We start from the raw sequence: 20,102 nt of genomic DNA on the forward strand, positions 1-20,102 counted from the left end.
AGGCAGGCCATCGTTCAGGGGGTCATGCCGAGCGCGGCGAACCCTGGCCAGCCTGGGCCGGCTGCAGCTTGAACACATAGAACAACACGGTCAGCAGCACCAGGAACGCCGGGCCGATGTACAGCGCGATCCGGGTGTCCGGGAAGTAGGCCATCAAGCCGACCACCAGCACCAGGAACGCCAGCGCCAGGTAGGAACTGACCGGGTACAGCCACATGCGGTACTTGAGCCCGGCGCGCTCATCCGGGCTCAGGCCGCGACGGAACTTGAGCTGCGCCAGCAGGATCATCACCCAGGTCCATATCGCGCCGAAGGTGGCGATGGACGTCACCCACACAAAGACTTTTTCCGGCACCAGGTAGTTGAGCAACACGCCCAACAGCAACGCGCCTATCGACAACAACAGGGCGCGACGCGGCACGCCATTGCTGGAAGTGGTGGCGAACGTCGCCGGAGCCTGGCCGTTCTGTGCCAGGCTGTAGAGCATGCGACCGGTGCTGAAGATGCCGCCGTTGCACGACGACAGCGCAGCGGTGATCACCACGAAGTTGATAATGCCGGCGGCGGTCTTGATGCCCAACCGCTCGAACGTCATCACGAAGGGGCTGCCCTGGGTGCCGATTTCATTCCACGGGTAAATCGACAGGATCACGAACAACGCGCCGACATAGAACAGCAGAATCCGCCAGAACACCGAGCCGATGGCATTGGGGATGGTCTTCTGCGGGTTCTTCGCCTCACCAGCGGTCAGGCCGATCATCTCCACGCCCAAATAGGCGAACATCACCATCTGCAGCGACATCAACACACCCTGCACGCCGTTGGGCAGGAAGCCGCCGTGGGCCCACAGGTTGGAAATACCCAGGGCAACACCGTCATTGCCGAAACCGAAGGCAATGATGCCGACACCGCCGATGACCATCGCGATGATGGTGACGATCTTGATCAGGGCGAACCAGAACTCGAACTCACCGAAGGCCTTGACGGCGATCAGGTTGATGGTGCCCATGCTCACCAGGGCCGCCAGGGCCCAGATCCAGCGCGGTACATCGGGGAACCACACGCCCATGTACACCGCCACGGCGGTGATCTCGGCGACGCAGGTCACCAGCCACAGGAACCAGTAGTTCCAGCCGGTCAGGAAGCCCGCCAACGGGCCAAGGTAGTCTTGGGCATAACGGCTGAACGAACCGGCGACCGGGTTGTGCACGGCCATCTCGCCGAGGGCGCGCATGATCACCAGGATCGCCAGGCCGCCAATGATGTAGGAGAGCATGATCGCCGGGCCGGCCATCTCGATGGCCTTGGCCGAACCGAGGAACAGGCCGACACCGATACAGGCGCCGAGGGCCATCAGGCGGATATGCCGCTCACCGAGTTCGCGTTTGAGCGGGCCGCCAGAAGCGGTCTCGCCATGGGGCAGGTGGTTGCCAGCTGGCATGGGGATACAACCTCATTTTGTTATTGGATTGAACCACCGAGTGTTCAGCGCCACAGCGGGTCGCCGTGACGCTGTCCTAGCGGGCTCACCTCGTGGGTAAACCCGTCCGGCCGACACACCGGCCAGCTCAGGGGGCGTGCAGTATAGAAAGCCGCAAGCAGGGCTTTTCACTCAATAAGCAACAAAATTCAGCGAGATTCCTCGGCAAATGCCGCTTCTGCGGAGGGGCATCACCTGGGAACTGTAGGAATAGTCTGTCGCAAACGGCGGCGAGTATTGCACAGCATCGGTGCACCGTCATGCCCCTGCCCTGGTCGTATTTACCGGAGCTGGAGCGCTCTAGCCCGAGGGTCCGTATCGATCACCAGTCGCCGGTCCACTGCGGCGCATCGAAAAACAACCTGCGCGCCATCCTGAGGTTGATTTCGCCCCGATGGATCTCCAGAGTTTGCGTCACACGCCCGCTTTGCCCCGCCTGCATGCTGGCGAATGCCTGGGCACGGGCCTGGGCCTGGGACTGTTTGCCCATTCGATGTTGCGCGGGTGTCTTGAGGTGCGCAGCGGTGAAATGGTCGTCCGGCCCGGTCGGCCGTTCGTAGTGAAAATGCCCGTAGCACAGGGCCTGACGCGTTTGCGCGTCCATCACCACGTACGCTTGCAACCAGTCATTGGACCGTCCGGCGAGTTCGACCCGCGCCCCCTGGCGAAAGATGCGCGCTTCGTGATGACTGACCAGCACCTCCACCCCGGCCTGGGTCGGCAGGCGCGCCTTGATTGCAGCCAGGCGTGCCTGCAAACCTTGCTCGGACAAGCGGCTGGCGGCCGCGCGCAACTCATCGGCCTCGGTTGTGGCCCGGGCACGCTGCGTCGCGGCCAGGCGCTCCGGCACGCTGTGCAGCAACCGCTGCTGGATCGCCTCGGCGCACTGGCGCAACTTGTCGGCGCGCTGCTCCAGCAGGTCCTGCAACGACTGAGGCTCATTGGCCCGACTGGCCATTTTGAGTACCTCGGCGATGGCCTTTTCCACCGGTGCGCGTAACGCCTGCCCCTGTTCGACCAGCCGGCCCAGGTTGGGCAGCGGCCCAGGAAGCGCCGGGGCGGGTGCCTTGACCGGCTCCCAAATGCCATCGTCGGCCTGGGTAAACGTGGCGATCACCGCGTCCTGGGCATCCGTGACTTCGGCCACTTCCTGGGGATGCTCGCCGGTTGTCACTTTGACCTGGGCGACGTACATGTCCTGGTTGCGCACGCGAATGATTTTTTTCTGCCGAACCCGCGCACGTCCCACAGCAGGCGTCGCGGCGGCTGTCGGAACCAGCACCGCTGCCAGCTCACGCTGAACCTCCTTGTGCAATTGCGCGAGCAACTGTTGCAGCTTCTCCAGGTACTTGAGATCGAATCGCTCCGGGGCCATAGCGCGCCAGAACTCAATCCGATCATCGCTCAAGGCGTAGACACGGTCGAAACTCTCCAGCAACTCGGTACGCAGCTCCGCACTTTGCGGCGCCAGCTCGTCCAAGTGCGCCTGCGAGCCACTGGCCCAACGGGCGCGGTGAATGGTGTCGTCCAGGCTTTGAAAAAAACCTTCCTCCAGCGTCGGCCCTTCGGTATTGATCGCCACGGCCCACAAGGCGGTGACCTGCAGCGATTGCAGTTCGAGCACCGTCGGCGCGGACAACTCGCTCTCGCGCAAGGCTTGGGCCTTGTCCCGCCCATACTTGGGCACCTGACTCAGTTCATCCAGCAAACCCAGTTGCAGGCCGCGCCAGTCAATGGCTTGCTCATTACTGTCGGCCAACTGCCGCAGCCCCTCCATGATCTGCCGGTGGGGCTGCTGATAGATATCCAAAAGTGCCTCCTGCGCGCTCAGCGATTGCACCAGCTCCAGCAGCGGCACCAACCTGCGGTGGATCGCGACGGTCTGTTGGCGGGCGTGCTGGAGCAATAGCTGCAACGTGAGCGCCGTCCCTTCCAGCAACGTGGACAACTCTCTCGCATAACCGGGTCGGCGCCTGATGACCTGCAGCGCCCTGAGGCACTCCAGCTCAAGCAATGAGGCCTCGAGTTTGTTCTGAAGCTCCTGCACATAGCGAGCGCCCGCCGTGGCGCGATGCTGTTCGGTGACGCGCGTATCCTCACTGTCTCTAAGCATGCGGGCCGTGGTCAGGGCACGGTCTGCGGTTTCCCGGCGCTCGGTGGATTGGCGGTAATCCTGCTCCAGTTGCTGACGGCGTGACTCACTGTCAACCAGGCCGGTCGGGGTATCCGATTGCCCGCCGCGCAGGCGCAAGCCCAAGTCCACATCCCATGCACCGCCCCCCAGCGACTTGAGCCACGGCCCGTTCGCGCTACCGTCGGCGCTGACCACTCGCACGCGGTCACGGGCCACTTGCACGCGGTACACATGACCGCGCACCAACGCCTGCCAGTGGACCGGGGTCGACGCCGTATCCAGTAGCAAGCCTTCGTGTATCCCCGAAGCCTGTGCGCCTGGCAGCCGTGATGGCCAAGGTTGGGGCAAGGCCTTAAGACTCATACCCTCCAGCCGGGCGCGCAAGGACGGTGTGAGCGTATCGCGCGAATTACTCCAACTGAAGGGAGGCTGCAATTGCACGGTGGCAGGGCCAGGTATCACTGCGGGCGGACGCTGCATCGACGCTGGCGAAGCAAACGTTGAGGCTTGCTGGTCCAGCATCGCCGGCCACTCATGAGGCGAGGCCCGATGGGCCAGGATCATCACCAGATTGGTCAACAGGTCTATCACACCCTGGGTCTGCATGACCGAGTCGTTACTGGCCAATGCCGCCACATCCCGTTGGACACTGTCCATCACCTGCACCATCCAGCCCGCCAGCAGTGCCGGCCCCCGGACAAACGGCAGCAGTGTATTGAACAGCAACCAACCGCCGGCCTTTAACGTCCGCCAGCGTTGCTGAGCATTGGACACCGACTGAGCCTGGGCCAGGCTGACCAACGCCTGGGCAGTCGAGACAAACAGGCCAGGCAACGGGTCGCCTTCCTCCAGCCGCTTACTGAGCTGTGCCGGCGCTGGCCGATCCGGCACGCTGAACTCATCACCGGCCAGAAAGTGCGCGACATGCGGTTCCTGGAAACCACCGTTGGCATACACCGGCTGGCGGGCAGGGGCCATCCAGGCGAGGACACTGTCGTGCAATTCCCCTGGCGTCTTGATGGCCTCCAACAACGCCTGCTGCGACTCGAACTCACGCAGGCTTGGGGTCGACAACGGCCGGTACAACAGATGCGGCCCGTGCTCGGTGTCACGTGGGCCGATCACGTAAAAACCGACCACCTCGTCCGCCGTCGCAGCTGGCGTGGCCTTGAATGCCAGCGACCACATACCCGCCGCGCGTCCATCCGCACTGGCCTGGACGGCCGCCTCCACCAACCGGTAACCGGCCTGGCTCAAGCCGCCCTCGCGTTTGAGCTTCAGCTCCAGCGCCAGCAGCGGCAGTTGCGCCCGCAGTTGCCGACTGAACAGCTTCTCGCGGCGGGCCGATTCAATCGGGTCGTCGATCAGTTTTTTGCGCAACAGGTCGGGGTACGCCTGGCCGACGTCCGTCTCGGTCACGCAGCCGGTCAACAAAGAGGCGCTCAACCAAGCGGGCGCCACGTCGCCGTTGAGTTTTATCTGGGACGGCGCATGGGGGAAACCGCCGAGGTTTTCCAGGGCCAGCTCCGTCAGCGTGAGTGTCACCCGGTGGGCATCACCACTGGTAAAACCGCCTGGCAACATCACCGCCGTGACAAGGCTGTAGGTCAGTTCAATGTGATCCGGGCTGATCGCCTTGGCGCGGGGCTCCTTCTCCAGGCAGTGCGTCAGGGCCTGGGCGGTGAACGTGCGAATCGGCACGATACCGTCGAGAAAGGTGTGCCCCGCCGCCGCTGTTTGCGCAGCGACCAGCCCCTGTAGCAGGCGAGCATAGGCCAGGCTGTCGTCCGGCGAAGCATGGATGAGCCAGAGCGGTAATCGATCTTGCAAGCGTTGCTGTTCAGGTGTGAGGGCCGACTCGAACCAACGATGGGGGTCAGTCACGTAGTCCAGCATTGCCTGGCACTGCTCGGGCGTACGTGATACTGAGCGGTCGATTGCCATGACTTCGGCGCTCTGCTGTTGGGCAAAGCAGGCCGCCAACGCATCGAACGGGTCGCCGGGTAGTTCCTCGACAAACCACTCCACGGCCCCGTGTGCCAGCGAGGCGCTCACGAACCCGGGGATCAGGGGTTCGATATCCTCCAACTGTTGCAACGGATGAATCCCCGTGGCGGGACTGAACACGAGCAGCGTGCGCAGTTCGGCCCCCAGCAGCCGGTGATCAAGGATCAATACCGGCACCATGTCAGGGGGTTGCTTGCTCTGGCCACGGCGCACCGACAGCGTACGTACCGTTAACGTCTCACCCTGCGAACGCCACGTACGATCAGGTCGGCTGGGGTGCAGCGCCTGACGTGGAAACAGCCGTGAAAAGTGCTCTGCACTCATGCCCGCAGGCATCTGGCATTCATACAGCAACCCCAGTAATTCATCGGACAACTCAGCCCAGCGGCTCGTCCCCTCCCCTCGCGGCGCCCCCCACCAATCCCGCAAACGTGCGAGCCAGGCATCCAACAACTCGCCTCCCGCGTGGTTGACCAGCCGTTCCAGATCGACCAGCCCCGGCCCGCCCTGCACGTAGACCTCCCGTTGATGCTGCATCACCTGGTGAAAGTCTTCGACATACCGAACCGGTCGCGCACGGGCCAGGCGCGCCAGCACTTCGTCGGCCAGCGCACTGTAGCGATAACCCTGACCTACCGGTATGCCAATGGCGAGGTGTGCGGCGGCATAGTGCAAGGAAGGGTACTGCCGATCCAGTGCCGCCTGGATCTGGGCCTGCGCTACCGTACGCAAGCTCGGCACAGAGGAAAACGTATTGACGATCCGCTCGATGCGCGCACGCCGCAACGTGGGCACAGGGGGGGTTTGAGACATGAGGGAGCTCCTGGTAACGGACACCGGAAATCGGTCCGATTGACCTCGCAGGCTATGGCTTGCCTTCCACGCACCTGCGGTAGCCCGCTAGGGGTTTGCGACAAATCCCTTGTCTGCCTCAATCAACGTCTACGCTTGAATCAAGTCCGATCAATCTGCGTGAATGGATCAATCGACTATGGGCGCTTTATGGCAAACCGATTCACCCAAGGCTGCTGGCCCCGCCGACAGCCTGGATGAACAGCCATTGCCGCAAAGCCCCCGCAAGCGGCGGTATGCGTGGCGAATGGTCTGGTTACTGCTGCTGATCGGCCTGATCGCGCTGGGGTTTGCCGCCCATCGGGAAATGCGCACGGCCCACTGGCAAGCCCGAGAGTCAAGCCGTCTCGCCCACGCGTTGAGCTATACGGTACAACCCGGTGCCAGCGACGCCATTGTCTATCCCGGCGACGGTCCGTTCGACCGGCGCCTGGGCTACAGCGCCCTGGGTGAGTTCCTGCCGCGCCTGCTCAAACGCAACTACCTGATCGAACGTCAGGCACGCTTCTCCACGGCGCTGATCGACTACAGCGATCACGGCCTATTCATTCCCTACCGCGAGAAAATCCAGGCTGGTCTGACGATTACCGATTGCCGGGCCGCCCCGGTGTACCGCTTCAATTACCCGCAACAGGCGTACCCGCGTTTCAGCGCCATCCCGCCCGTGATCGTCAGTAGCCTGCTGTTTATCGAGAACCGCGACCTGCTCGACCCCGACCAACCCCAAGCCAACCCCGCCGTGGATTGGCCACGTTTTGCCAAGGCCGCGTGGTCGCAGGTCGCACGCTTGCTGCACCTGCCTGGCCAAAGTGCCGGTGGCAGTACCCTGGCCACGCAATTGGAAAAATACCGCCACTCACCCGATGGGCTGACCCTGAGCGGTGGTGAGAAAATCCGCCAGATGATTTCCGCCAGTGTACGGGCGTATCAGGGCGGGCCGGACAGCCTGCAAGCACGTCAGGATGTGGTGCGCGACTACCTCAACAGCGTGCCGCTGTCGGCGGTGCCCGGCCACGGCGAGGTGCATGGCCTGGCAGAAGGACTGCGGGTCTGGTATGGCGCCGACTTCAACCAGACCAACGCCCTGCTCGCCAGTGACGACCCGCAAACGCTCAAGCAAAAAGGCCTGGCCCTGCGCGAAGTGTTGTCCCTGATGATTGCCCAGCGCCGCCCGTCTTACTACCTCGCCAAGGGCCGTGCCGACCTGGAGCAACTGACCGACAGTCATCTGCGTTTGCTGGCGCAGAACGGGGTGATTGAGCCGGGGCTGTCCGAAGCCGCACTCGCCAGCCGGGTCACTTACCGGGACTGGCAGCAGCAGCCCACGGTCCAGCCCATCGAAAGCAACAAAGGCATCAACGTTGCCCGCAGCCGCCTGGGTTCCCTGCTCAACCGGCCGCTGTATGACCTGGACCGCCTCGACCTGTCCGCCACCAGCACCCTGCACAGCGACCTGCAAACCCAGGCCACCGACTACCTCAAACGCCTGGCAGACCCGGCCTTCGCCGGCCAACTGGGGCTACTCGGCCCGCGCCTGCTGACGCCCAGCAGCACCGCCCAAGTGCGCTACAGCTTCACCCTGTATGAGATGACGCCCGACGGTGCCCGCGTACGGGTGCAGACCGACAACACCGACCAACCGTTCGACATCAACGAAAGCAGCAAGCTGGAACTGGGCTCCACCGCCAAGCTGCGGGTACTGACCACCTACCTGCAAATCATCAGCGAGTTGCATGATCGATACGCCGGCCAGCCGCCCGCTGCGCTGAAAAAAATCGAGATCGATGACCAGGATCGCCTGTCCCGCTGGGCCCTGGATTACCTGGCGCAGAACAGCGACCAGAGCCTGCCGAAGATGCTCGACGCAGCCCTTGATCGGCAATATTCGGCCAGCCCCGGCGAAAGCTTTTTCACCGGTGGCGGCCTGCATCACTTCCACAACTTTCGCAACGAAGACAACGGCCGCAGCCCGACCCTGCGTGACGCCCTGCGCGAGTCGATCAACCTGCCCTTCATCCGCCTGATGCGCGACCTGGTGCGCTACAGCACCTACCAGGCCCCGGGCAACAGCGCGCAATTACTCAAGGACGACAGCGACCCACGGCGCCAGGAATACCTGGCCCAGTTCGCCGACCGCGAGGGCACGACGTTTTTGCTGCGCTTCTGGAAAAAATACCGCAACAAGGACACCCAGGCCCGGCTCAACACCTTCCTCGACGGCCTGCACCCCACCGCCATCCGTCTGGCGGCCGTGCATCGCTACCTGCTGCCCCAGGCCAGCCAAGAGAGTTTCGACCGTTTCGTCCGCTCCCACCTGAGCGGCAGCAAGACCAGCGAAAAACTCAGCGACGAGCGCCTGCAAAAACTCTACCTGAGCTACGGCCCCGGCGCCTACGACCTGCCGGACCAAGGCTATATCGCCAAGGTTCACCCACTGGACCTATGGCTGCTCGGTTACCTGCTCAACCATCCCGACGCGACCTTTACCCAGGCGGTCGCGGCCAGCGAGCATGAACGCCAGGAAGTCTATGGCTGGCTATTCAAGAGCCGGCACAAAAGCGCCCGCGACAGCCGCATCCGCACCATGCTGGAGATCGAAGCGTTCCTGGATATTCATCAGCGCTGGAAAGCCGTCGGCTACCCCTTCGATCACTTGGTGCCGTCCCTGGCCACGGCCATCGGCAGTTCTGGCGACAAGCCCGCGGCCCTCGCCGAACTGGTGGGCACGATCCTCAATGACGGTGTGCGCCAACCGACCCTGCGCATCGACAGCCTGCACTTTGCCGCCGGCACACCTTATGAAACCCGCCTGATCAATGACCCGAATCGCGGCAAACGGGTGATGCCCAGCGAAGTGGCCACTGCCTTGCGAGGGGCCTTGTCGCAAGTGGTGGACGCAGGCACCGCCAAACGTGTCTCCGGCAGTTTCAAGTTGGCCGATGGCAGCCCCTTGGCGATGGGCGGCAAGACCGGCACCGGGGATAACCGCATTGAGGCGATTGGCGCGGGTGGGCGGGTCCTGAGTTCCAAGGCGATCAACCGCACCGCGACCTTTGTGTTTTACATCGGTGAACACCACTTCGGCACCCTGACTGCCTTTGTTCCCGGCAGCGGCGCGCAGAATTTCACCTTTACCTCAGCGCTGCCGGTGCAGGTGCTCAAGGGCATGGCGCCGGTGCTGATGCCCTATCTGCAACCGGGCAGCCATACCTTGTGCACCGCTGCTAGCCACTGATTTCGACGATTCTTTGGGTAGTGCCCTCTACCACATAGAACCGATAAGTACGCCCGGCCTGTTTTTCAAAGCTGAACACCCGCCCCGGAAAAATATGATTCTTGGTGGTGGGGGCGCACGACGTTCGGTCATTGGCCGCGCAATCTTTGAACTCATCCACCACAACCACCGTATTCCCCGCATTGCGCAAGGTGTAACGCTGCCCGCCATTTTCGACCCGCGTATCGAAGCGGCTGTCCTTGGGCCGCACGAAGAACACGGTGCCGTAGCCAGCCATCACCTGCACACCGCCCACCAAGGTCTCTTCATAGGCTTTGCGCTCCTCATCGGTGACACCAAAGCCGTCGTCTTTCTCGGGCGCCACTGGCAGGTAACGTACCCGGAAATAGCGCTCGCTATCGCGCTCACCGATGAATACAAAACGTGTGCTCTGCATGCCATCGGCCGGCACGATCAGCCGCGCTGGGCTGGCGACCAGACCATTGCGCACGCTGCCGTCGGCTTCGAGCTTGAGCGGCACTTCGTCATAGCTGCCGTCGGGTTTGTAGAGCATTTCGGTGACGTTGACCTTGACGAAGGCAGTCTTGGTGCCGCCGTTGAAGACACGCTTGAGGTAGGTGCTTTTATCGCCACGCAAATAGTCGTAAAAGTCGCCAATGTTGATGTTCGGCCCGGCCTGGGCACTCAACGAACACACCATCAAGCCCAGCATTGCCGCTACACGTTTCATAACCCCTCCTTTAAAAATCGTCATGGGCGTACCGCGTCGAACAGCAGCTCGACGCTGCCGTAATACTCGCCGGGGGTAAACCCATCTGCCGGCTCGACCGCCGAGATGTCCAGCAGCACACGTTTGCCCTGGCGCGCTTCGTCCTGGGGCACCACCAGGGTGTCGTCGAGGCTCAGCGCCTGGCCATTGAACGTGACACTCAAGTCGATATAGGTACGCCCGCCGTTGAACAACATGGGCACCGCGCCCAGCCGCGCGTTGATCCCGCCCGCCGAACTCTTCACGTCGAAGTGTTCGCGCAGCGGACGCAGGCGACCCGGCACCAGGTCCCAGACCATCTGTTGCTCACTCTCCAGGAACCCTGGGGTGATCGGCAGTACGTAAAAGTCCGAGGTCGGGATGGTCACCGACACATCGAACACCCGCGCTTCGCGAACCGCCAGCGCCGATGAACTGAACAGCACGGCGACCAACAACACCGCCCACGCGAGGCCTTTGTACAGCGTCTCCGACGGCCGTCCGCGCCAGCCGACGTGGGTTGTTTCACTGCTCATCATCCTTTGACCTCATAAGGTTTTTTGTCACCGCCTTCGATCAGAGTGAAGCGGTAAGTCCGCCCGGCCTGCTTGTCAAAGTCAAACGCGCGGCCTGGCAAAATGTGGTGCTTGGTGGTGGGCTGGCAGTCCTGGGGCGCGGCGGTGGAACAGTCCTTGAACTCATCGATCACCACCACGCTATTGCCGTCGTTACGCAGACGGTAGCTCCCGGCACTGTCATCGGTGCCCGTCGCAAAGCGCGTCACCTTGGGCCTCACGAAAAACACCGTGCCGAACCCTGCCAATACCGTGACCCCAGCTGACAAGGACGTTTTGTAGGCTTCGCGTTCCTCATTCGAAACCGCAAACTCGTCGTCCTTTTCTGGCATCACCGGCACGAAGCGCACGCGGAAATAACGCTCTTTTTCGCGCTCGCCGAGGTACAACAGGCGCGTGCCCTGCATGCCTTCGGCCGGAACGATCAAGCGCGTCGGGCTGGCCATCAGGCCGTCACGAATGCTGGGGTCGGCGGCCGGCTTGAGCGCCACCTCTTCGGAGGTTCCGTCATTGTTGTAGAGGATTTCCTGCACCTGGATCCGTACAAAGGCGGTGCTGTCGCCAGCATTGAAGACCCGCTTGAGGTAGGTACTCTTATCGCCTTCCAGGTAGTCGTAGAACGCCCCGACGTTGAGGCTCGGGCCGGCGTGTGCCCACAGCGGCAAGCCGCCGAGCACCCACAGGGCCAACACATACTTGATCCACATAACGCTCTCCGTTTACAGGTCCGAATCCCAGATCACCGTGACCTGCCCCGAATAGGTGCTGCCGCCCTGGCTGAGCATGGCGTCGACATGTTCCTTGGCGACCTCGAAATGCAAGGTTCCAGGGCGGCGGTTCACATAGAACCCCGGCTGGAATTGCTCGGTGCCGGCACCGCTCAACAACAGCGGCTGGCGATTGACGGCAGAGCTGTCAGGGCGGTTCAGGCCGTGGGGCAAGGAGACACTGATATTCACGGGAACCTGGTGGTCGGCCGCGTTTCTCAAGGCGCAGGTATTGCCCATCACTCGCTCGCACTCCAACTGCATCTTGAAACGCGACGAAGCGGAAATATTGAAAGTCTGGTCGCGAAACAGCCGCGCCGGCTTGCGCCCTTGGTTCAGCCAAGCCTGCCAACCGCCTTGGGGTACCAGTTCAATGCGGGTGCCTCCCGGCGGCACCTCGACTTTCAGGTCGTGCTCCACACTCAAGGTGAAATTGAAGGTGAGGGCATTTTTCGAGGGGATCACAACATCGCCAAAATCGTAATCGCCACCGGGGCCCATGGTGTACGTAATGCTTCCGGTGTAGTGACCACTGGACATGCCCAACGGGTTGGGAGTGCGCAGTTCGTAGGCATACTCCATGGTGTTGTAACGCAGGGTCGCCAAGTCCTGGGACGGTTGCCGACTGCAGGGGCCCGCACCTTCGGGTGTCAGCCAGAAGTACGAGGCAAAGAAAGTGCCGGCAGCAAGGTGGCCGGTGCTCTGACAGGGCGCGGGCGCCGTCGTCCATCGACTTTGCCAGCTCACCCCAGGCTGTGCCCATGCCGAAACGCCAGGCGGCCGCGGCACATACCAAAGCGATCCGACGCCGGCGATCCTGACCTGTACTGTCTCGGTCTCCTGGGTGACCGTATGCGTCACGGTCAAGTCACGCCAATCAGACGGCACCTTGACCATGAAGCCTTGGCGCTCGTCCGAATGGTTGGCCTGGATGGGCGCAATGGCGGCTGCCGTGAAGTTGGTGTCGCGCAGGCTGAAGATATTCAACGCCTTGCACCGGGCCGGAATGTGCGCGGCGCAAATCGAACTGATCGGCGTGGTGTTCTCGAACCTGTTCACCATGGGGTTGCCGGGGTCCGGCCTGAACCGTGCGGTGATGTCCTCGTCGGCCAGCGCCGCGAAGGAACACAGGAGCATCGCCGTACCCACTACATGGCGTTGGGTGGCGCGGGAAAGAAGCGTTTTCATGACTGTGCGTGTTCTCATCTTCATGCTCAACCGGCAATCTGTTCGGTGACTGTGGACTCCGCCAACGTATCCGGCGTGCAGCGCAAGTCCCCGATCATCAGCACACTGTTTTCAAGGCGCGCCTTGGAAGGATCAAGCCTGAACTGGCAGAGCAGTTGGTTGTTGCGGCGCACTTCCAGGGTCGGCGAACTGGCATTCATTTCCAGAGAGAAGAACCCGTCGACCTCACTCACCCCACGCGTGGCGTGGTTGATCACATGCAGGCCCTTGAGCGGTTTACCCTGGGGGTCCACCAGGCGCCCGAGCACGGTGACGGTTTGCATCACGCTGACCTTGCGGTACTCCACGCCGCCCTTGTTCAGGTGGTAGCGCGTGCGCGGCGGTTGAATCGAGGCCGAGGGGGCGTGGTTGCCTTCGAAGTCGAAGCTCACCGAGCTGCCTTTGTAGGCGGTGATCGGGATGAAGTTTCGACCAGGGCGCAGGGCCGTGCTACCGCCGCTCAAGTCATCGGCGCGCAGGGCGATGTCGTCGACGTCGGTTTCGACATCCACGATCAACCCGGAGCCGGTGCCGTGGTATTGGCTGGTGAGCACCATTTTTTGTTGGCCCAGGGCAAAGGTGCTGTCCAGGTTCAGGCCGCCCGCCAGCTCATTGTTGAATGAAGAACGCTGGACGTAGCCATCACCACTGACAAACTCGTTCTCGAAACTGGCCATGCCGGACAAACCGATGCCGTAGGTGTCAGTGGTCGCCGTGGCGGAGACGCTTTGCAGCATGTGGTCTTGCAGGTCCTTGCGGTAGGTCAGCGAGGCATTGTTGTCGCGGGTGCCCTCGCGGGAGGTACGCGTGCCGATGCTGGCGGACCACTGCTCGCCGGGGGCGCCGAGGGCCAGGCTGATGCTCAGGTCGACCCCACGGTTGCGCCGGTCGCCCGTGCTGGCGGTGGCTGGCCGGTCAAATACCGACACGCGCCAGTTGGCGTCGTTGCCGAACATATGGGTGCGCTCGGTCCAGCCCAGGTCCAGGCCGACGCCTTCACTGTTGCCTTCGCTGTAGAACAGGCGAGCGTTGATCGAGCGCAGGTTGCTCAAGCGGTGGTTGACTGAAATCGATGAGTTACTGGTCTGGCCCACAAACACATCGCGCTGGCGAATGCGCGTGCCATCCGGCAGGGTTTCATAGGTGTTACGGGTGTCTAGCCAACTGCGCGTGTGGTTGAACACGACGCTTCCCAGGCCGTAGTTGTACAGGCCGTTGAGGTCGAGGCCGGTGCCGTATTTTTCCGTCCAGTAGACGTTGGCATACAGGCTGGCCTGGTCGGCGAGGGTCCAGTCGACCGAGGTGCCGTATTGCATGTTGTCCTTGACCTGGCGACCGGACGCCCCCAACACCACACGGGGGTGAGCCAGGTAGTTCACCGAGATGCCTGCGGTCGGGCTGCCGCTGCTCTGCTCATCAAAGTTGCTCAGCAGTTTGCTTTCCCGGCCAGCAAACAGGTTGTAGCGCCAGCGCTCGTCGTGGTTGCGCCAGTTGTTGGGCTTGTACACCAACTCCTGGGTGGTGCTGGTGATCTGGCCGTCCTCCACCAGGCGTACTTCCACTTCATAAATGCCACCGGGCAGCGGCCGCGTGTCCAGGCTGTGCAAGCCGCTGCTGACCGGCTGGGTGTTGATCAGCAGGCCATTGCGATAAATCTCCACCGCTGCCTGGCGGCTGGCGGTGACATAGATCGGGTAAACGGCAGGCTTGGAATTATTGATCATCAGGCTGTCGGAACTGCCATACATCACGCCCACGGCGGTGTCCGGGCTGGCCCCGAAGGTTCGCAACTGGCGGGTCAGGCCTTCGGCATTGGGTGTGAAATAGCCCAGGCGCAGGAAATTGCCCTGCAGTTCACGCTGGGTATAGAGCGCATACACGGCGTGGTTGAGGTCATCGTCGTCCGGCCCGCCGAGACGCGAGAACTGCATGTTCAGGGTCTGGCTCCACAGGCCCAGGCTGCTGCTGGCATCGATGCCGAAGCGCCCGCCCAGGTCCTGCCCTTCGCCACCGCTGAGGTTCATCTGGTTGCGCACGATCAGGCAGTGCTGCCGCCGGTGGGCAGAAAGTAGTAGCGCTGCTCCTCGGCGTCGCGCTCGGCATTTTCGGTCAGCAGGGAAACCGTGGAGTTTTCCAGGTTGTAATGCACGGCCATGAGCCCGTCGGGGCAATTGGTTTCGCATGCCCCCAGGGGCACGCCTTGTTTCAGGTACTCGGCCCAGCGGTCACGCTCGTCATCCTTGATCACGCTGCCGTCATGGTCGGTAAAGTCGAGTAAGGTCAGCCCGTCATCACGGGTCAATACGATCATCGCTTCGGACACAAACTCTTGGTCCAGATCCACCTTGACTGCCAGGGGCACATCGAAGAAATGCTCTTCAAAGTCCGCCGGAAGTCCCTTGGCCTGGGAAAGCAGACTACGAGGTGTAGTGCCGTCGGCAGTACCTGCCGCCAGCGCGTTCGCACAAAACAACAAGGCAAGCGCTGCCGCGATGGGAGTCATCGGGAACATGAACGGAATACTCTGATTTCGAATTTCAATACGAGAAAACCGGCCGACCGACAGACAGAGACTGACTGCCGACCGGTTTGACTACCGAGCCACAGGCCGGTGCTTACCGCTCAACGAGCCTGGCTTCACGGCGTGACGCGCGGCTCGTGGTCGAACACGATGGTGTAGTTGGTGGTGAAGAGCCCGGAAACGCCATCCGCAGGTTTGGCAGCGGCCACTACCAGGTCCGCCTGGGTACCTGGAGTGGAGCTGGCATCATCGACCACTTCCAGCGGCGAGCCGGTCAGTACGACACCGTTGAAGGTGTTGGTCAGTGCGATCGCGTCGCTACCGTTGGTCAACGAAGCAGGGCCGCCCTCGATGTAAGCCTTGATCGAGCCGTCGGTGTTTTTCACATCGTAGGTGGCGCGCAACTGGCTCAACTCGCCGGTGACGGTGTTGTAGTTCATGGTTTCGTCACGACCGAAGTTGGGGTCACGTGGCTGCGCGTGGAACTGCTTGGTCGGAATCGTTGCCTTGATGTTGATGACACTGCTGGCTTCACCTGCGGCGAACACGCTGGACGTGCTGAAAGCCAGTGCGAGAAACGGCAGTACGAAAGCGGTCTTCTTAAGCATTTTAAGTACCTGTTGTGGCATTAGATGTTGGTTGGGAAACCGATTTTCCCAATGCGACAAAACACGAATAAACCGGGTCTTGCGACGCAGGTAAATAGTGCTTGGAAATCACACTTGACGATGCCAGCAACCTCGCTTTAGCGCGTAATAAATCTCGACCCGACCAGAAAGAAAAAAACCTTAATATTCAATATTATAAATACTAACTGTCATCCACTAATTACATCCAAACATCACTGATACTACTTATATAAATCATAAAGCTGTAGGAGATCGGCCACACGACTAGAGCGGGCTTGAGTCTGCATACTTCTAGAGCAAACACTCCAACTAACAACTGTATTTAATATTCATGCAAATGCCATGTGTTCGCCCACTTAAAGGCGAGCAGTGCCACGCTCCGTTCACCCCTACCGACCACCCGCCAAGCGCAGATTTGCTTGCGCTACCGTTCGTCAGACGATTTTGCGCTCTTCATAAGATATATCTTAAGTTGCATCTTAATTAGACAGGAGAGAACGATCATGAGGGACCCTCATCACCACCGAGACCACGGTGACGACCGCGACGGCTTCGAGAAACGCCCCGTCCGCGAACGCGGCGGCCGTGGCCCGCGCGTCTTTGCGCCGGGCGACCTGAAGCTGCTGCTGCCCGCCCTGATCGCCGAACAGCCGTGCCACGGCTACGACCTGATCCGCCAGATCGAAGGCCTGTTTGACGGCGCCTACACCCCAAGCCCAGGGGTGATCTACCCGACGCTGACCTTCCTGGAAGAAAGCGAATTGATCAGCGGCGACGCCGAAGGCGGAAAAAAACGCTACACAATCACCGACGCCGGACGTCTCTTCTTAAGCGAACAGGCGGTTGCGCTGGACGGTGTGCGCATGCGCATCCAATTGAGCAAACGCTCGCTGCGCGGTCATGACCGCCCTGCGGAAATCCACGAGGCCGTGCACAACCTGCGCCATGCCTTGCATTCGCACCACGGGCGCTGGAGCCCGGAAGAAATCGTTCGTGTCGCGGCGCTGCTCAACGGCGCCGCCCAAGCCATTGCCGACGGGACAGCTCAATGAATACGCAAGCCATCCACCGTGTCACCCACGAAATCAAACGCCGCCGCCTTGAAGTATTGCGGGTAGTCGACCTCACCCCGCGCATGCGCCGCATCACCCTGGGCGGCCCGGAACTGGCGGGCTTTATCAGCCTGGGCAGTGACGATCACATCAAGCTGCTGTTCCCACAGAACGCTGCGGAACAAGCGGCGCTGGAAAGCCCGACCTTCAACATCAAGGGCGACGGCCCGCAGCCGGCGATGCGCGACTACACGCCACGCCGCTTCGACCTGGACATCGGCGAACTGGACATCGACTTCGTGCTGCACGGCGACGGCCCGGCCTCCACCTGGGCTGAACAGGCCAAGGTCGGCCAGCACCTGTATATCGGCGGGCCACGGGGCTCGATGATCGTGCCGGATATGTTCGACAGCTATTTGCTGATCGGCGATGAGACGGCGATCCCGGCCATTGCTCGGCGCCTGGAAGAATTACCGGCCGGGCGCAAGGTGCTGGCGGTGATCGAAATCGCCAATGCGGCGGAACGGCAGGCACTGGCAAGTGCTGCCGATGTGGAGGTGAAATGGATCGTGCGCGGCCAGGACGACCTGCTCGACACCGTGCAGAAACTGACGCTGCCGAGCGGTTCGTTGTACAGCTTTGTCGCCACCGAAACCAGGCTGTCGCGCCAGGTCCGCCGGGTGCTGCTGGACACACACAAGGTCAATGAGGCGTTCCTCAAGGCGGTGGGTTACTGGCGTGCGGAAGGCAGCGAAGAGGAGTAAGCCTCAGGGCACCCCCATTACAAGGACGCCGCTGCCGCTGACAACCCCAGCGGCAGGCAGTGAACCGAAACGCCGTACGAGGGAAAACGTCACATCGTCGCTCCCCACACTGTTGGTGATTTGGGTCAGGAATGAACCACCGACTTGAACCGCGCTTGCGCCACGAACCAAGGCCGTGCCCACGTCCGGGTTGGTCATGCGCAGCAGGCGCGTGTCGAACGACGAGGCGGTACCTTTGTAGGTGATGGTGATCGGCGTGGTAATCCCGCCGTCCGGGCATGAATAGGTGAGCCGGCGGTTGCTGCGGATGGAGGTCGTCAGCGGATCGGTGCCTATCGCCCGTTGGTGTACGTTGCCAAAGTTGATCTCGATCGGGTTGTTGTTGATCGTGCAGGTGGATGGCGAGATGTCGAAGTTGTTGGCGGCGGTGTAGATGAGGATGACTTCCGCCACTTCGGCGCTGTAATTGTTCGTCGCAGTGAGATGCAACCGGCCAAGGTTGTCTCCTACTCGAATATTGATCGGATTAGACGGGCTGTTGCGTACCAGAATAAAAGGCGTGACATTGATCGGGTAAGCAATCCCATTGTTGGGCATCGTTGCCAACCGTATACCGTTCGGGATCGGGGTGTTGTGAAAAGCCCCGTTAATTCGTAGCCCCGTCCTTTCGCCTGCAAACTTGGGGCCAGGGGTCCAAGGCGTAATAGTGCCGTTCCCCGTTGCCCAGTAATCTTCCCCCCAACTTGGGCCATGCCCGGCGCTGTATCGGCATTCCAGCCTGGCGCCTTCCAACAGGATCCGCGTACGATCCGCCGCCAAGGTCACAGTCACAGGGACCTGCAGGGACCACCCCCACGGCCCGCCATTCACACGGCACTCTGCGGCCTTCACGGTGGCAGTTGCACCCATCAAGGCGAGCAGTGCAATGGCTCCATAGAATCGTTTCATTTTGATCTCTCGTTGCTCCTCCACCAGGCGTTGGCCTGCGAACGCGGAGTTCGTACCTTAAGCCGCCCAGGAGAGATGTGAAGTTTGTCCAATGCTGTTTTCAGCCGGTCAATGACGGCTCACGACTACGGATAATCCAGCGTAAAAGTAGAGGTCGCGGTATAGCTGCCGTGCCCTATGGTCTGGTCCCTGATGGCCATCGGCTCCCCTTGCACGTAGGCTTTGAGTTCGATGACATTGCTGCCATTACTCAGTACCTGTTCGTCGCTGGTTTTATTCAGCGGCAAGGGCTTGTTACCCAGCGTCTCTATACCGATCCCGATACCGGAGGCGCCGCTTCCACCATCGAGTGCGAGCAACCCCGGAAGCTCCCGGTTTTCTACGCCGCCGAACGTGATGGTCACCGTGTCGCCGATGGTGGTGTCGCAGTCCTCCAGGTGCAGCTTGAAACCTTTGCCCACCGAACGCGTATTGATGTAGAGGTGCTTGCTGGTCAGGTCCCAGAGTTCCAGGCTGATTGCCTCGTCACCCGGGCGGATGGTGCAGGCTTCTTCAACCAGGTTGCCCTTGAAATTCAGGTTATCCGCCGCGTGTGCTTCGCAGATCAGGCCGAGGGCCGGCAGGCACGCCAGCACGGCGTACAGCCTGGCCCTATGAACAGTTTCATGTCCCATATCCAACTCCTACTGGTACTCGGCCAACAACGTCGCCACCGCGGTAAACCTGGCGGGGGCAAGCGTTGCACCGGGCTGTTTGACCGGCACGACTTCCAATACCGGCGGGGAAGACAGGGTGATGTCCAGTGGCGTATTGAGTCGAAACGGCAGGTTGTTTTGGAATATCCGAATACCCAGGTCAGGTGCACTGGTCTGCAATGCCGCGCCGTCGAACGTCGTGGGGGTACCGTTGACACTCAACTTGAGTACCCACGGGAGCGTGTCGACGCCACAATTGATGGTGTAACCCACCCCCCGGCGATATTTCACCCCATCGACCCGCTTGACCCCCACATCCCCAAAGTCGACTTCAATCTTGTTGCCCGCATCAATGGTGCAGGGCGGGGGCTCGTTAAGCGTTCCGCTGAACGTTACGTTGGCCGACGCACTATGGCAGAGGCCGATGGAACACAAAGCGAGCAAGGCTCGCTGCTGCCAGCATGTCAT

At 61.5% G+C, this 20,102-nt stretch carries 13 protein-coding genes and 1 pseudogene; 3 read left to right on the forward strand and 11 right to left on the reverse strand.

Annotated features, from left to right (window positions below; translation table 11 throughout):
• Positions 1-22 precede the first annotated feature (22 nt).
• Both Q8X51_RS03755 and Q8X51_RS03760 read right to left on the reverse strand, forming a co-directional pair.
• Positions 23-1,441: an amino acid permease gene (locus Q8X51_RS03755; protein WP_065926556.1), complete on the reverse strand. Its 1,419-nt coding sequence runs from the start codon at positions 1,439-1,441 to the stop codon at positions 23-25.
• Between the two features lie 361 nt (positions 1,442-1,802).
• A complete protein-coding gene (locus Q8X51_RS03760) occupies positions 1,803-6,434 on the reverse strand; it encodes a hypothetical protein (RefSeq protein ID WP_407693185.1) in 4,632 nt (1,543 codons plus the stop codon).
• Positions 6,435-6,612: 178 nt separating this feature from the next.
• Between Q8X51_RS03760 and Q8X51_RS03765 the strand changes: the two genes are divergently transcribed.
• Positions 6,613-9,708 carry a transglycosylase domain-containing protein gene (locus Q8X51_RS03765; protein WP_407693184.1) on the forward strand — a complete coding sequence of 1,032 codons (3,096 nt, stop codon included), beginning with the start codon at positions 6,613-6,615 and terminating at the stop codon, positions 9,706-9,708.
• Here the strand turns inward: Q8X51_RS03765 and Q8X51_RS03770 are convergent.
• The 6 genes and pseudogenes from Q8X51_RS03770 to Q8X51_RS03795 form a co-directional block, all read right to left on the reverse strand.
• Positions 9,698-10,438, reverse strand: a complete 741-nt coding sequence (locus tag Q8X51_RS03770) for a molecular chaperone (RefSeq protein WP_159933172.1) — start codon at positions 10,436-10,438, stop codon at positions 9,698-9,700. The two genes, Q8X51_RS03765 and Q8X51_RS03770, sit on opposite strands and share 11 nt — an antisense overlap.
• Positions 10,439-10,458: 20 nt before the next feature.
• On the reverse strand, positions 10,459-10,992 hold the full coding sequence (locus tag Q8X51_RS03775) for a CS1 type fimbrial major subunit (RefSeq protein ID WP_407693183.1): 534 nt from the start codon (positions 10,990-10,992) through the stop codon (positions 10,459-10,461).
• Entirely contained in the window at positions 10,992-11,738 is a 747-nt protein-coding gene (locus tag Q8X51_RS03780; protein WP_065926560.1) for a pilus assembly protein, read from the reverse strand. Before Q8X51_RS03780 ends, Q8X51_RS03775 begins: the two co-directional genes overlap by 1 nt.
• Positions 11,739-11,750: 12 nt before the next feature.
• Positions 11,751-12,986, reverse strand: coding sequence for a hypothetical protein (locus Q8X51_RS03785; protein ID WP_315871405.1), 1,236 nt, complete (start codon positions 12,984-12,986; stop codon positions 11,751-11,753).
• 26 nt (positions 12,987-13,012) lie between these two features.
• Positions 13,013-15,537: pseudogene (locus Q8X51_RS03790) on the reverse strand (CS1-pili formation C-terminal domain-containing protein).
• A gap of 125 nt (positions 15,538-15,662) precedes the next feature.
• Positions 15,663-16,154, reverse strand: a complete 492-nt coding sequence (locus tag Q8X51_RS03795; RefSeq protein ID WP_065926563.1) for a CS1 type fimbrial major subunit — start codon at positions 16,152-16,154, stop codon at positions 15,663-15,665.
• Positions 16,155-16,678: 524 nt separating this feature from the next.
• On the opposite strand from Q8X51_RS03795, the gene Q8X51_RS03800 reads away from it, so the two are divergent.
• Positions 16,679-17,227 carry a PadR family transcriptional regulator gene (locus Q8X51_RS03800; RefSeq protein ID WP_065926564.1) on the forward strand — a complete coding sequence of 183 codons (549 nt, stop codon included), beginning with the start codon at positions 16,679-16,681 and terminating at the stop codon, positions 17,225-17,227.
• A complete protein-coding gene (locus tag Q8X51_RS03805) occupies positions 17,224-17,991 on the forward strand; it encodes a siderophore-interacting protein (RefSeq protein ID WP_065926565.1) in 768 nt (255 codons plus the stop codon). The genes Q8X51_RS03800 and Q8X51_RS03805 overlap by 4 nt, the downstream gene beginning before the upstream one ends.
• Positions 17,992-17,994: 3 nt before the next feature.
• Here Q8X51_RS03805 and Q8X51_RS03810 read toward each other — a convergent pair whose 3' ends face one another.
• The 3 genes from Q8X51_RS03810 to Q8X51_RS03820 form a co-directional block, all read right to left on the reverse strand.
• Entirely contained in the window at positions 17,995-18,939 is a 945-nt protein-coding gene (locus Q8X51_RS03810) for a fimbrial protein (RefSeq protein ID WP_407693182.1), read from the reverse strand.
• A gap of 125 nt (positions 18,940-19,064) precedes the next feature.
• A complete protein-coding gene (locus Q8X51_RS03815) occupies positions 19,065-19,613 on the reverse strand; it encodes a fimbrial protein (RefSeq protein ID WP_065926567.1) in 549 nt (182 codons plus the stop codon).
• A gap of 9 nt (positions 19,614-19,622) precedes the next feature.
• On the reverse strand, positions 19,623-20,102 hold the full coding sequence (locus Q8X51_RS03820) for a fimbrial protein (protein ID WP_065926568.1): 480 nt from the start codon (positions 20,100-20,102) through the stop codon (positions 19,623-19,625).

Origin of the sequence: Pseudomonas sp. Yb2C2 (genome assembly GCF_052112325.1) — a bacterium.
In the GTDB taxonomy this organism is placed as follows: domain Bacteria; phylum Pseudomonadota; class Gammaproteobacteria; order Pseudomonadales; family Pseudomonadaceae; genus Aquipseudomonas; species Aquipseudomonas marginalis.

Coding starts and splice junctions, on each gene's coding strand:
- Q8X51_RS03770 (WP_159933172.1), bottom strand. CDS start 10,438: ATGAAACGTGTAGCGGCAATGCTGGGCTTGATGGTGTGTTCGTTGAGT.
- Q8X51_RS03780 (WP_065926560.1), bottom strand. CDS start 11,738: ATGTGGATCAAGTATGTGTTGGCCCTGTGGGTGCTCGGCGGCTTGCCG.
- Q8X51_RS03810 (WP_407693182.1), bottom strand. CDS start 18,939: ATGAAACGATTCTATGGAGCCATTGCACTGCTCGCCTTGATGGGTGCA.
- Q8X51_RS03775 (WP_407693183.1), bottom strand. CDS start 10,992: ATGAGCAGTGAAACAACCCACGTCGGCTGGCGCGGACGGCCGTCGGAG.
- Q8X51_RS03820 (WP_065926568.1), bottom strand. CDS start 20,102: ATGACATGCTGGCAGCAGCGAGCCTTGCTCGCTTTGTGTTCCATCGGC.
- Q8X51_RS03765 (WP_407693184.1), top strand. CDS start 6,613: ATGGGCGCTTTATGGCAAACCGATTCACCCAAGGCTGCTGGCCCCGCC.
- Q8X51_RS03785 (WP_315871405.1), bottom strand. CDS start 12,986: ATGAAAACGCTTCTTTCCCGCGCCACCCAACGCCATGTAGTGGGTACG.
- Q8X51_RS03800 (WP_065926564.1), top strand. CDS start 16,679: ATGAGGGACCCTCATCACCACCGAGACCACGGTGACGACCGCGACGGC.
- Q8X51_RS03815 (WP_065926567.1), bottom strand. CDS start 19,613: ATGGGACATGAAACTGTTCATAGGGCCAGGCTGTACGCCGTGCTGGCG.
- Q8X51_RS03755 (WP_065926556.1), bottom strand. CDS start 1,441: ATGCCAGCTGGCAACCACCTGCCCCATGGCGAGACCGCTTCTGGCGGC.
- Q8X51_RS03795 (WP_065926563.1), bottom strand. CDS start 16,154: ATGCTTAAGAAGACCGCTTTCGTACTGCCGTTTCTCGCACTGGCTTTC.
- Q8X51_RS03805 (WP_065926565.1), top strand. CDS start 17,224: ATGAATACGCAAGCCATCCACCGTGTCACCCACGAAATCAAACGCCGC.
- Q8X51_RS03760 (WP_407693185.1), bottom strand. CDS start 6,434: ATGTCTCAAACCCCCCCTGTGCCCACGTTGCGGCGTGCGCGCATCGAG.